This is a genomic window from Klebsiella sp., from assembly GCF_027492335.1.
Classification (GTDB): Bacteria; Pseudomonadota; Gammaproteobacteria; order Enterobacterales; family Enterobacteriaceae; genus Klebsiella; species Klebsiella huaxiensis.
This window is the reverse complement of record NZ_JAPUEW010000075.1, coordinates 41,801-54,508: the sequence shown is the minus strand read 5'-3', so window position 1 is coordinate 54,508 and position 12,708 is coordinate 41,801. Positions and strand designations below refer to the sequence as shown.

Here is a 12,708-nt window from a genome sequence, read left to right as displayed (position 1 = left end):
GCGGAGCTCTCATGGCAACCTTTGACGCCACCTTTGTCGGCCTGACTATTCTTGATATCGCCGGTCGCCCGGTTATCGACATCCCGCCGCGCGGCGGGGTGGCCTTTATTGAACAGATTCGCCTTAATCCCGCAGGAACCGCTGCCGGGGCCAACATTAACGCAGCCAAGCTGGGGATTCGTACCGCAGCGGTGGCCTGTCTGGGCGAAGATGAAAAAGCTGATTTTATTCTCGCCAGCTATGCCCGGCTGGGCATTGACTGCTCGCAGATCCAGCGCACGGCTCAGAAGGAAACGTCGGCAACCATTCTACCCATCCGCCCCAACGGCGAGCGCCCGGCGCTGCACTGCCGGGGCGCATCCGATGCGCTTTTCGTCAGCGAGGAACAATTTGACACGGTTCTCAACTGCCGCTTCCTGCACCACGGCGGCACCGGCCTGCTGGCGGCGATGGACCAGGGGCAAAGCGCCCTTTTGCTGCAAGCGGCTAAGGCTCGCGGCGTCACCACCAGCTTTGATTTAATCGCGCCCAATGAGCACACACTGGATCTACTGCGCCCGCTGCTGCCGTCGGTGGACTACTTTATGCCTTCACTTGAAGAAGCAGCATACCTTTGCGGGCAAACGCGGCCAGAAGACATCGCCCGCTTTTTCTTCGAACTTGGCGTCGGGACCTGCATTCTGAAAGATGGTGAAAACGGCTCCTGGCTGCTGACCCGCGACGGCGCAGTCGAGCATATCGCGCCGTACCGGGTCGATGCTGTCGACACCACCGGCTGCGGCGACAGCTACTGCGGCGGCTTTATTGCCGCGCTGGCCCGTGGGTTAAGCGTCAAAGAGGCGTGTGAGGTGGCTTCTGCGGTGGCCGCGCTGGTGGCGACCGGCATGGGCTCGGATGCGGGCGTGGTCGACTGGGAGCATACTCAGGCATTTATGGCGGATAACCGTCGCTGACAAAAAGCGTCGCCGCCGCATCTCGCGGCGGCTAAAAAGCTTAACGCCACTGATAGAGCAGCGGCTCCCCGGCAACATAGCGCTGAAGGTCGGCAGCAATCATCGCCGTATGTTTAGCGATGCTTTCTCTCGTCGCCCCGGCGATATGCGGGGTGATAATCACGTTATCAAACTCGGTGACAAACGGATGATCGCGCCACAGCGGCTCGCGATGATAAACATCCAGCGCCGCGCCGCCCAATGGACCGTGGCGTAGTGCGTTAATTAACGCCTCTTCATCCACCACCGCAGCACGCGAGGTATTAATCAGCAGCGCCCCCGGCTTCATGCTCTTCAATAACTGTGCGTTCACCAGACCATCGCTGTGCGGACCACTGCTCAGATGCAGGCTGACAATATCCGCCTCACGGAACAGCCCCTCAAGCGTTGTTTTCTGTAGCCCCGGCTCGTTGATATCCTCGGCGGCGACAAACGGATCCACCACCAGCACCGCCATGCCAAAGGCGCGGGCAATACGCGCCACGCGGCGGCCAATATTGCCATAGCCGATCAGCCCCAGGGTTTTATTGCGCAGCTCGCTGCCTTTAAACACTTCATAAGGACTTTCCGGGCTGACGTCCCACACCACATCGCGGCGCAGCCCGCTCTGGGTGGCCTGGGCGGCGTTCTCGGCGTTAGTGAATTCACCACGTTTCAGCGCCGCGTGCGATTGCGGAATATGCCGCGCCAGGCTTAACATCAGCCCCAGCGTCAGCTCTGCTGCTGCGTCCGCATTGCGGCCCGGCGTATAGAGTACGCGGATATCGCGCGCCTGCGCGGCTTTGGTATCAATATTCACCGGATTGGCGCGGGTGCAGGCGATGACCTGCAGACGCGGACAAGCGGCAATCACCTCTTCCGTCACATCATCGTAGCTGGTCACCAGTACGTCAGCGTCGTGGGCCAGCTCAATCAGCTGGCCTGCGCTCAGCTTCGGTTTACCCAGCGCCCAACCTTCCACTCGCAGTTCACCCAGTTGCTGAAATGCGCTGAGATCGCCGGCGTGTTCGGCGGTAAAAACAATTTTCATATGCGTTGTTCCTGAGAAATACGTTGAAGCGCCTCGTGGCGAGCCTGCCAGACCGGGAGCATCTGCTCACGCAGCAGGCGATAAACCGGATAGAGCGCAGCGTAACGGGTATGCGCCTGCGGATTAGGTTGATAACGAGTCTGCTCAAGCGCGGGGTAGCGGTTCAGCGCATCGACGCTGCGCGCCGCCAGAATCGCCGCTCCGCGCGCGCTAAGCTCGTTGAAAGTACTGGAAACCACCGTTCTGCCGGTGCAGTCGGCAATAATTTGCAGCCAGGTCGCTGACGCCGCCCCGCCGCCGGTCAGGTACAGCTCACCGCCCTGCGGATAACCCTGAAGCGAGTCGACGATGGCGTAAGCCAGTCCTTCAAATACTGCTCGCTGTAGCTGCGCGCGGGTGGTGTGCTGGCTAATACCAAAATACCCGGCCCGCGCTTCGGGGCTAAAGAACGGCGCGCGTTCGCCGTTGAGATAGGGCTGCCAGAAGACGCCGCCGCTGCCCGGCTCAACGCTGGCGATGCTCTGTTCCAGCTGCTGTAAATCGGGGTTCAGCGAAATCTGCTGCTGGAGCCAGTCGATGTTTGGCGTTCCGGCCTGCATCGGAAAAAGGTTAATAAAGCTGCCCGCCTCGGTGTGGGTGACGTAGCGCGTCCCCTCGTTGACCGTTTGACGACCATGGCAGACGATGCCGGTGCAGCAGGTGGTGCCGAGAATGGTATAGATGTCTCCGTCGTTCACCGCGCCGCAGCCAAGCGCCGCGCTGCACACATCGAGCGCGCCAGCCGCCACTGGCGTAGCAACGGGAAGCCCGGTCAGCGCCGCGACCTCTTCCCGTAGCGTACCTGCCTGAGCATCCGGCGCCAGCAGCGGCGGGAACAGATGGGCTAAATCCGTCAGCCCCATCTCATTGAGTACAACCCCGGATAATGTTCCGCTCTGCTGGTTAAGCAAAGAGGTGCTGGCATCAGTAAGATCCAGCGCTGCAACGCCAGTGAGGCGAAAGCGGATCCAGTCCTTAGCGAAAAACAGATAGCGGGCTGCCGCCAGCCGTTCGGGCTGATGATGTTTGAGCCAGCATAGCTGCATGCTGGTGTTGCAGGGTTGCAGATGGGTGCCGGTATCGTCAAAGAAACGGCGGTCAAAACCGGGGCGGTTGAGCAGTTCACTCATCAGCTCGCGGCTGCGGGTATCGCTCCACAGGATACCCGGCCCAACCGGTTCGCCCTCGGCGTCGCTAAGCCAAACGCCTTCGCCCTGCCCGGCAAGGCCAATTGCGCATAAACGCCCTTTTTGCAGCGCCGGATGCTGAGCAATCTCGCGCAGAATATCCACCACCGACTGCCACAACTGGGCCATATCCTGCTCAGCGTGACCGTTGGCCAACAGGCGCGGGCCGGTATTTTGCGCCGCGCTGGCGCACGCCTGAAAATGTTCATCAAACAGCACCGCTTTGACCCGCGAGGTACCGATATCGATTCCGAGATAAAAATCCATGCCTGACCCGTTAGTGGAGAGAAATTTAGTCGCGCTCGTAGCGGCGACGCATCAGCTCGCACTCGAACAGAAATTCCAGTCCTTCCAGCTGACGACGGGCCTCGTTAATGTCTTTGCCCCAGCAGGTCAGGCCGTGGCCGCGCAGCAGGAAGCCGTAGCGCAGCGGGTTGGTCTGCGCATAGTCTTCAATGCGCGCCGCCAGAGCATCGATATCCTGGTCGTTATCGAAAATCGCCACCGGTACGGTATCAAGGTGGCTATGCTGACCGGTCAGGGTTTTCTGCATCTCATAGCCCTGCAGCGCCAGGGTGCCGCTTTTTTCAATGCGCGACAGCACGGTAGCGTTGACGGTATGCACGTGCAGTACAACGTTGGCCTCCGGGAACAGGCGATACACCAGCGTATGCAGGCCGGTTTCGGCGGAAGGTTTACGCCCAGAAGGCGCTTTATTGCTAGCGATCTCAACCTGGAGGAAATCTTCCGTCGTCAGGCTGCCTTTATCGCGTCCCGACTCGCTGAGCCAGCACCAGGTCTCGTCCTGACGCACTGACATATTGCCGCCGGTGGCCGGAGCCCAGCCTTTCGCGCCGATCCAATGACAGGTGGTGACCAGTTGCGCGAGTCTTTCTTGCCACATAGCAGTTCCTTAGTTTAGCGATGTTGATTTGAGAACCTTTACGGTCAGGCGTTATTGTTGCAGGCAGTTTGGACACGGACAGCGCGGAACACCCGGAACGTACACGTAGTACGTGAGGAGTGTGAGCACTGCCCAGGTCCAAAATGGCCAATAAAATAGCCTGGAGAAAGGTTCTTTAGCCGTCTAAATGGCTATTTACTCGATACTAACACCGCCCGCTCAAGTGAACAATATTACAGAAAAGACTTACATTAGTAATGGTTATAATAGAATTGCATATGAAATTACTTTTTTAACAATAAAGAAATTGAATGTCTTCATGATGCCAACATTACCAACTGCAAGCTGCCCAAAAAATAGGGGATCGTTCCACCAGAAAACGACGCAAAATTGGCATCATTTGTAGGTCGGGTAAGGCGCCAGCCGCCACCCGACAGGAATGCGCTCAATAGCTCAATCCCACTGCCCCACGGCGGTGCGAAACATGTCACCGTGCACACATTTATGGCAAACATCGACTAAATAACGCCTTTTTATGTGCATAGTGCCCATACATCCGTGTTACCCCTGCCCCGATTTTGTTGGCATATCTCTTGCTACCCCTCTGGCATCGCCATTCGGATAGCCACTCAGAGGTTCCACAATGTCAAACAGCAATGATTTTCCGCTCGTCGAAGCGCCTGCCTCAGGGCGCAAAGGCGTATTTTCGATCTCCATGGTCCTGTTCAGCTTCACCTTTTTTACCGGCACGATGTTCGCAGGCGGCAAGCTTGGCGTCTCTTTTTCGATTGTGAACCTGCTATGGATTGCGGTTATCGGTAACTTTCTGCTGGCGCTATACGCCGCATCGCTCGGCTGGATTGCCGCGCGCAGCGGGCTGAATACCGTGCTTATGGGGCGTTTTTGCTTCGGGGAAATTGGCAGCAAGCTCGCCGATTTTATTCTCGGTTTCGCCGAACTGGGCTGGTACGCCTGGGGTACCGCGACGGTCGCTATCTCGCTGGTCAAAATCCTCGCCCTGCCCGAGGCGATGACCATTCCGCTGATGATCCTGTTCGGGATCCTGTTCTGCGTCACCGCCCTGGTGGGCTACAAGGGACTGGATGCGCTATCGCGCGTGTCGGTGCCGCTGATGTTTATTCTGCTGGTAGTTTCTATGTATCTTGCCGCCCATCACGCTGGCGGCTGGCAGGCGATGACCAAAATCGAACCGGGCGAAACCATGACCTGGTCGGCGGCGATCACCATGGTGTTCGGCACCTTCGCCAGCGGCGCGACCCAGGCGACGAACTGGACCCGTCTGGCTAACTCCAGCCGCACCGCTATCATCGCCAGCATGAGCAGCTTCCTCGTCGGTAACGGGCTGATGATTGTTGCCGGGGCGTGGTGCGCCATCGTCTACCAGCAGGCCGACATTGTAGAAGTGCTGATTTTGCAGGGGCTGTCCGTCGCCGCGGTGGTGATGCTGTGCCTCAACCTGCTGACGATTCAGGGGCCGACTATCTATAACGTCTCGGCTGCCGCCTGCCATCTGCTGCGCAGCGAACGCCGCCGTACCCTGACCGTGGTCGCCGCTGGCGTCGGCATTCTGCTGGCCATTGGCGGGATGTACGAAATGCTGATCCCGTTCCTGGTGCTGCTCGGTAGTATCATCCCGCCCATCGGCGGCGTCATTCTTGCCGACTATTGGTTCTATCGCGGCGGGCGCTATCCGCTGCTGCAAACCGCCCGCTTGCCGCGCTTTAACTGGCTGGGGCTCAGTGCCTACGCCGTCGGCGCGGTGGTGGCTTACCTGTCGCCGTGGATCGCGCCGCTGGTGGGGATTTCCGTCTCCGCGCTGGTCTACATCGCTCTGATCCGCCTGAGCAAACGCCAGCCCGCCGCTGACTCAGTTGCGGAACAGTAACCATGAGCCTGATGGTCAATGAAATCCTCGCGCTGGACGGGCTCTCAGCCATGCGCCTGCGCGCGGGTAAACAGGGCCTCCAGCTGGCGGTTCGCTGGTACTACGTGGCGGAAAATGAAAATATCGCCGAGTGGATCATGGGCGGGGAACTGGTGTTTATCACCGGGATCAACCATCCCCGCGATGAAAACAACCTGATTCATTTACTGATGGAAGGCAAGCAGCGCGGGATCGCCGGAATGGTGATCCTGACCGGCGACGCTTATATCCACACGATCCCACCGCGGCTGATCGCGCTGGCCGACGAGCTGGGCATTCCGCTGATCGAGCAGCCCTATCTGCTGAAGATGGTGATTGTGACCGAGCGCATCGGCACCGCGCTGGTACGCAGCGAGAATGCTCTGCAATCACAGCGCGATATTCTGCTGCAGCTGCTAACCGGTGATTATCCCGACCTGCAAATCCTGCATCAGCGCGCGCTCCACCAGCAACTGGATTTTACCCGACCGCTGCGGGTAGCGGCGCTGCGCCTTGAGGGGATAGCGCGCCTGTTTCGCCAGTTTCCGCCCGAGCAGGCCGAAGCCTGGCTCCAGCAGGCCCGCCGCACCGTGCGCCAGCGCTTGCAGCAGCAGCTCAATCAGCAGGGCAACCCTTTTCCGCTGGTCGAGCGCAGCAATATGTTTCTGTTCCTGATCCCGGACGAAGAAGGCGAGTTTTATCAACAGAAAAAGTGGTTAGAACAGTGGCTGCTGACGCAGGCAGAAGGTAACGATGGGCTGTCACTGCTGTGCGGACTGTCCGCACCGGTGCAGCAGCTACAGGGATATCAGCGCGCGCTGTCGCAGGCGCGCCAGGCGCTGGATCTCAGCGATAACCTGCGTCCGGCCCAACGCATCAGCGATTATCAGCAACTGGGCTTTATCAAGCTGCTTTCCGCCGTCAGCGACCCTGGGCTGCTAACCGACTTTATGCATGACACTCTCGGCTGCCTGATCGAACCCGACCGCAAAAGTCCGTGGCTATTAATGGAGACGCTGGAAACGCTGCTTCAGGAGAGCGGCAACGTGGTCAGGGCAGCCGAGCGGTTGGGGATTCACCGCAACACGCTGCATCAGCGCATCCAACGAATTGAAAAGCTGACAGGCTATCCGGTCAGCCATCCGCAATTTCATCTCAACGCCTCGGTCGCTTTAGCTATCTGGCGTATGTCGCAAAACCATTTACGGGAACAACCATGAAAATTATCAACGCGCGCCTGCGCCATAAAGAAGCGCTCTATACCCTGGATCTCCAGGACGGTTTGATTAAAAGCATCACCGCGCAGGCAGCCGCACAGGCGGTTGACGCCAACGATATCGACGCGCAGCAAAAGCTGGTGATCCCGCCGTTTGTCGAACCGCATATCCATCTCGACGCCACCCTGACGGCGGGCGAACCGGAGTGGAATATGAGCGGCACGCTGTTTGAGGGCATCGCCCGCTGGAGCCAGCGTAAAGAGAGCGTCACGGTTGAAGATACGCGCCAGCGCGCGCTGAAAACGATCGGTATGCTGCGCGATAACGGCGTACAGCACGTGCGTACCCATATTGATGTCACCGACCCCTCCCTGACCGCGCTGGAAGCCATGCTGAGGGTAAAAAAGGAGGCGGCCCATCTTATCGACCTGCAAATCGTCGCCTTCCCGCAGGAGGGCATCGAATCCTTCCCCGGCGGGCGCGAGCTGATGACCCGCGCCATCGAGATGGGTGCCGACGTGGTAGGCGGCATTCCGCACTACGAAAATACCCGCGACAAGGGCGTTAGCTCAGTCATGTTTTTGATGGATCTGGCCCAGCGCCATGGCTGCCTGGTGGACGTGCACTGCGATGAAATCGATGACCCGCAGTCGCGTTTTCTGGAAGTGCTGGCGGAAGAAGCCCGGGTTCGCGGCATGGGCGCGCAGGTCACCGCCAGCCATACCTGCGCGATGGGCTCTTACGATAACGCCTACTGTTCGAAGCTGTTCCGCCTGCTAAAAGCCTCGGGAATCAGCTTTATCTCCTGCCCGACCGAAAGCATTCATCTGCAAGGTCGCTTTGACAGCTGGCCGAAACGGCGTGGCGTGACGCGGGTGGCGGAGCTGGACCGCGCCGGGATCAACGTCTGCTTTGCTCAGGATTCCATTCAGGACCCGTGGTATCCACTGGGCAACGGCAATATCATGCGCATCCTCGACGCCGGGCTGCACATCTGCCATATGCTGGGGTATGAAGATTTGCAGCGCTGCCTCGATCTCATTACCGATAACAGCGCCCGGGCGCTGTGCCTGGGCGATAACTACGGTATTGCCGAAGGACGTCCGGCGAACCTGCTGATCCTTGATGCGGAAAACGACTATGACGCCGTGCGCCGCCAGGCCAAAGTGCTGACCTCCATCCGTCACGGCAACATTATTTTGCAGCGCCAGCCGGAACAGATTTGCTATTCAAGCTGATGTGTTAAACACCCGGCGGGTTAACCTGCCGGGCTAAAAATCACTGATGCGCTCCGGCCCTGCGCCGCTCACCTTCATCATGGCGGAAAAATGCTGCTGGATAAGCTGCGCCTTGAGCGGCTTAAACTGCGGGTCGTGCCAGTGGTCATGAAATTCATGCGGATCGTTATCTAAATCAAACAGCTCCCCCTCTTCAGCATCGTGATAAACATTCAGCTTATAGCGGCCATCAAAATACATACTGCCGCGCGAACCGATGCTGCCGGGAAAGCCAAGCGCGTCAAAATATTCGCTCAGCACATAGGGCTTATGCTGATGTAGCGCGCTGTCGCCATTGAGCAAAGCGTACAGTGATAGTCCCTGGTTCTGTGCGGATATCGGTAGCCCAGCACTCTCCAGCAGCGTCGCTGGAATATCTACCAGCTCGACTAAGGCATTCGAGCGCCTCTGCGGCGCGAAACGCTGCGGCCACGAAACGATAAGTGGCACGTGCACCAGCCCTTCATAAAAGCGGCAACCTTTGTAGAGCAGGCCGTGATCGCCCAGCATCTCTCCGTGATCGCTCATAAAGATAACCAGCGTATTCTGCCGCTGCCCGCTCTCATCAAGCAGCGAGGTCAGGCTACCGACCAAATCGTCTATCTGAGCAATCATAGCGAAATAGGCCGCGCGAATGGCCTTCGCATCCCAGGATTCCGGCGGCGTGTCATGGCTGCCTTGCAGGCTTTCACCCTCTACCGCCGCATTCGGATTGACAGCCTTTTTGGTCTGCTGGTCGACCCGCGTAAAGCGCGCCTGATGGGCCAGATCGCTTTCGGCAAACAGCGGTGGGCGAATGGCATCCGCATCAATACGCTGCAAATATGCCTGCGGCGGGTCAAACGGCGGATGCGGATCGTAGAGGTTAATGCTGAGGAACCACGGCGACTGCTGATGGCGGGAGATAAATTCTCGCGCCCGCTCTGTCGCCCAGGTGGTCTGGTGAAATTCCGCCTCAACTCCTGGATAAATCGCGCCCTGCGCGTGGGCGTATAGTGCCTGCGGATCGACGCCTTTCTCTTCCAACCACGTCTGATAATCGTGGCCCTCCGACCAGTCCGGGTGCGGATGTTGGCTCCAGTAAAACTCATCGTAGCCATCGTCGGGGCGCTGCTCTACGCCGTGCTGACTGGCGGAAAGATGCAACTTACCAATCAGCCCGGTGCGATATCCCGCCTGCTGAAATGAACGAGGCAACAGATGCAGGTGCTCAGGAAAGCGGCGGTTACCGTTGCGCTGTATTTGATGCGCAATCGGGTACATTCCGGTCAGAAACGATGCCCGGCTGGGGGTACAGATTGGGCTTTGCACATAGGCGCGTTCAAACAGCACTCCGGCAGCGGCAAGGTTATCAATGTGCGGCGTCTGCGCGCCGGGCGTCCCAAGACAGGAAAGCGTATCCCAACGCTGCTGATCGGTACATATCCATAAAATATTCGGTTGGTTCATGGGAGCATCGCTTACTGTTTATGGCCCGCATGTCAGCGGGCCGTCACACCGTGGGTTAAACCTCAGAAGAGACGTCCTGGGGCGTTAACCCCAGCCGCTCAAAGGCTTCCGGCGGCGCATCATTTTTCGCCATTAAATCGACCATTAACTCGCTAAGCTGCTGCTCAACAACCGGGTCGTACAGCGGGGCGAGCTGCCCCGGGTCCTCAGCCAGGTCGTACAGGCGAGTCTCTTTTTCCAGGAGCGACCCCGGGCCGTAGTTGTTATACATCGGCGAGGTATCGATAACCGGCACTTTCAGTAGTGGAACGCCTTTGGTGAAGGGGAAAGGCGCAGCCAGCGTGGTATCCGCCAGCTCTTCGGTGCTAAAACGCGAGGTGATATGCGTTGGCATCAACGTATACTGGTAAATCTCCTGCTCGCTGAGGTTTTCCGGGTAGCGGTGGTAGGTATAGCGGCCATCGGTCACGTTGACCGCCCCGCCGAAATAGCCAAAGAGAATGCCCTCCCGTAGCGCCCGATCCTGCGCCACAACCGGCAGCAGCGAGTGTCCTTGCATCTCCGCCGGCCTTTTCGCGCCGTGAATATCAAGGAAGGTGGCGGCAAGGTCCGGCGTCTGGGTCAGAGCCTGCCTGCGCTGCCCGGCAAAGTGCGCGTACTCAGGATGGTGAATAAACAGCGGAATATGCGCCACCTCCTCGTACATATTCATGCGGTTTTTCGCCCAAAAGTCATGCTCGCCCAACAGGAAACCGTGGTCGGTGGAGAGCACCAGTGCGGTGTCCTTCCACAGGTCGTGCTTATCAAAATAGTCCAGCACGTCGCCAAGCAGCGAGTCGCACAGCGCAATCAGCCGATAGTAATTGGCGCGAAGTTCCTCGCCCTCTTCCGGTAATTCATCGACGCGACCATAGCGCGGCCAGTCAAGAACCGGCCCGGTCCAGTCGGTGTTAATCACATTATAAAAACGCTCCGGGGCGGTAAATGGCTCATGCGGATCGAAGGTTTCAATTTGTAGGAACCAGTTGTCGGCATGGCGGTTGGTATCCAGAAACTCCAGGCCACGGGCAAAGCATTGCACCGAGGGGAAGTCTTTCTCTTCGCGGATATACTCCCGGTTGATGATATTGCGTGCTTTTAAATCCCGCCGTCCGTTTGAAAACTGCGAGGGATGGTATTTTTCCCGCAGGCGCTCCCAGTGCGGCTGCACCATCGCCTTCCACGGGTCGCCCTCCTGGCCGCGAATAAACTCAAACGAGTCATAACGGTTATGATAGGTCGCCCCGCCATCTTCGAAATAGTGGTTATGATCGGTGATCAGATGGCTGTAGACCCCCTGCTGATACAACAGCTCAGGGAAAGAGTTATCAAAGGGCTCCAGCGGCCCCCAACTACGGTGCAAAAAACTCAGGCGACCGGTCTGCATATCGCGTCTGGCGGGCATACAAGGCATGCTGCCGACATAGTGGCGATCGAACGCTACTGAGCGCTGCGCCAGACGGTCAAAGTTCGGAGTTGGCACATGCTGGCCGCCGTAAGGCGACAGAGCCAACCGGTTCAGTGAATCAAACAGCAGGAAGACGGTACGCATTATTGCTCCTTAGTCAGGGGAATTCTTTCGCCGCTTTCGGCATCAAACAGGTGAATGTGGCGAACATCCGGCAGCAGACGGATGCTGTCGCCCGGCTGGAGTTCAAGCCGCTGGCGGAAGGTACAGGTCAGGGTTTCGCCGCCCAGACGGGCGTTGACCAGGGTCTCCACGCCGGTGGGCTCGGTGACGTCAACCTCAGCGGGCAGGCCATCAGCAGAATTGAGGACAAAGTGTTCCGGACGAACGGCGTAAATCAGCGCCCTTCCGGCAAGATGCGCCAGGTTATCCGCCAGCGGCAGAAGCAAACCGGAATCGCTGACAAAACGTTCGCCATCGTCAGAAATGCGACCGGCTACGCGGTTGATCTCCGGCGAGCCAATAAACGAGGCGACAAACAGGTTACGCGGCCGGTCGTACAGCTCCAGCGGGGTCGCCACTTGTTCAATACGCCCCTGATTCATAATGGCGATCCGATCGGCAAGGGTCATCGCTTCTATCTGATCGTGGGTCACGTAGATCATCGTGGCGTCCAGCTGTTGGTGGAGTTTTTTGATCTCAAGGCGCATATCCACCCGCAGCTTGGCATCGAGGTTCGACAGCGGCTCATCGAATAAAAAGACCTCGGGATTGCGCACCATCGCCCGGCCTATTGCCACCCGCTGGCGCTGACCGCCGGAGAGCTCGCGCGGGTGACGCGCCAGCAGCGGCGTAAGCTGTAACGCTTCGGCAGTAGCGTTAACCCGCCCGGTAATTTCCTGCTTTTTCACCCCTTTGATCTTCAGCGAGAAGCCCATGTTCTCCGCCACGCTCATATGCGGATAAAGCGCATAGCTCTGGAAAACCATGGCAATATCGCGCTCGCTGGCGGGTATCTCATTGATATCGCTCCCCTGGAGCAAAATTCGCCCATTCTCAACCTCCTCCAGCCCGGCAATCATCCGTAATAGTGTGGATTTGCCGCAGCCGGAAGGGCCGACGAGGACAATAAACTCCCGCTTTTCAATATGCAGATCGATATTCTGCAAAACCGTAACGTTGCCGTATTTCTTATCGACGCTTTCGATTGCAACCGCGCTCATTGGATTTTCCTTTTTAATG

Annotated in this window: 10 protein-coding genes; 4 read left to right on the top strand and 6 right to left on the bottom strand. The window is 58.3% G+C overall.

The window, feature by feature from the left end; genetic code table 11:
- Nucleotides 1–11: 11 nt before the first annotated feature.
- Nucleotides 12–953 carry a carbohydrate kinase family protein gene (locus QVF11_RS22240; protein WP_287859268.1) on the top strand — a complete coding sequence of 314 codons (942 nt, stop codon included), beginning with the start codon at nt 12–14 and terminating at the stop codon, nt 951–953.
- Nucleotides 954–993: 40 nt separating this feature from the next.
- Here the strand turns inward: QVF11_RS22240 and QVF11_RS22235 are convergent, their stop codons facing one another.
- From QVF11_RS22235 to QVF11_RS22225, 3 genes are read right to left on the bottom strand one after another with little or no spacing between them, the layout of a single operon-like run.
- Nucleotides 994–2,022 carry a 2-hydroxyacid dehydrogenase gene (locus tag QVF11_RS22235; RefSeq protein WP_142512038.1) on the bottom strand — a complete coding sequence of 343 codons (1,029 nt, stop codon included), beginning with the start codon at nt 2,020–2,022 and terminating at the stop codon, nt 994–996.
- The gene (locus tag QVF11_RS22230; RefSeq protein ID WP_287859265.1) at nt 2,019–3,515 is read right to left on the bottom strand and encodes an FGGY-family carbohydrate kinase; all 1,497 of its coding nucleotides are present in this window, start codon (nt 3,513–3,515) and stop codon (nt 2,019–2,021) included. The genes QVF11_RS22235 and QVF11_RS22230 overlap by 4 nt, the downstream gene beginning before the upstream one ends.
- 25 nt (nt 3,516–3,540) lie before the next feature.
- A complete protein-coding gene (locus QVF11_RS22225; protein ID WP_004859435.1) occupies nt 3,541–4,152 on the bottom strand; it encodes a methylthioribulose 1-phosphate dehydratase in 612 nt (203 codons plus the stop codon).
- Between the two features lie 643 nt (nt 4,153–4,795).
- On the opposite strand from QVF11_RS22225, the gene codB reads away from it, so the two are divergent.
- From codB to codA, 3 genes are read left to right on the top strand one after another with little or no spacing between them, the layout of a single operon-like run.
- Entirely contained in the window at nt 4,796–6,058 is a 1,263-nt protein-coding gene (codB, locus tag QVF11_RS22220; RefSeq protein ID WP_142514783.1) for a cytosine permease, read from the top strand.
- A 2-nt stretch (nt 6,059–6,060) separates the two neighbouring features.
- On the top strand, nt 6,061–7,296 hold the full coding sequence (locus QVF11_RS22215; RefSeq protein WP_142514784.1) for a PucR family transcriptional regulator: 1,236 nt from the start codon (nt 6,061–6,063) through the stop codon (nt 7,294–7,296).
- Nucleotides 7,293–8,531, top strand: a complete 1,239-nt coding sequence (gene codA, locus QVF11_RS22210) for a cytosine deaminase (RefSeq protein ID WP_287859260.1) — start codon at nt 7,293–7,295, stop codon at nt 8,529–8,531. The genes QVF11_RS22215 and codA overlap by 4 nt, the downstream gene beginning before the upstream one ends.
- A gap of 33 nt (nt 8,532–8,564) precedes the next feature.
- Here codA and QVF11_RS22205 read toward each other — a convergent pair whose 3' ends face one another.
- From QVF11_RS22205 to QVF11_RS22195, 3 genes are read right to left on the bottom strand one after another with little or no spacing between them, the layout of a single operon-like run.
- Nucleotides 8,565–10,019, bottom strand: coding sequence for a sulfatase family protein (locus QVF11_RS22205; protein WP_287859258.1), 1,455 nt, complete (start codon nt 10,017–10,019; stop codon nt 8,565–8,567).
- A 55-nt stretch (nt 10,020–10,074) separates the two neighbouring features.
- The gene (locus tag QVF11_RS22200; RefSeq protein ID WP_287859256.1) at nt 10,075–11,610 is read right to left on the bottom strand and encodes a sulfatase; all 1,536 of its coding nucleotides are present in this window, start codon (nt 11,608–11,610) and stop codon (nt 10,075–10,077) included.
- Nucleotides 11,610–12,689: an ABC transporter ATP-binding protein gene (locus QVF11_RS22195; RefSeq protein ID WP_142512045.1), complete on the bottom strand. Its 1,080-nt coding sequence runs from the start codon at nt 12,687–12,689 to the stop codon at nt 11,610–11,612. Before QVF11_RS22195 ends, QVF11_RS22200 begins: the two co-directional genes overlap by 1 nt.
- Nucleotides 12,690–12,708: the final 19 nt, after the last annotated feature.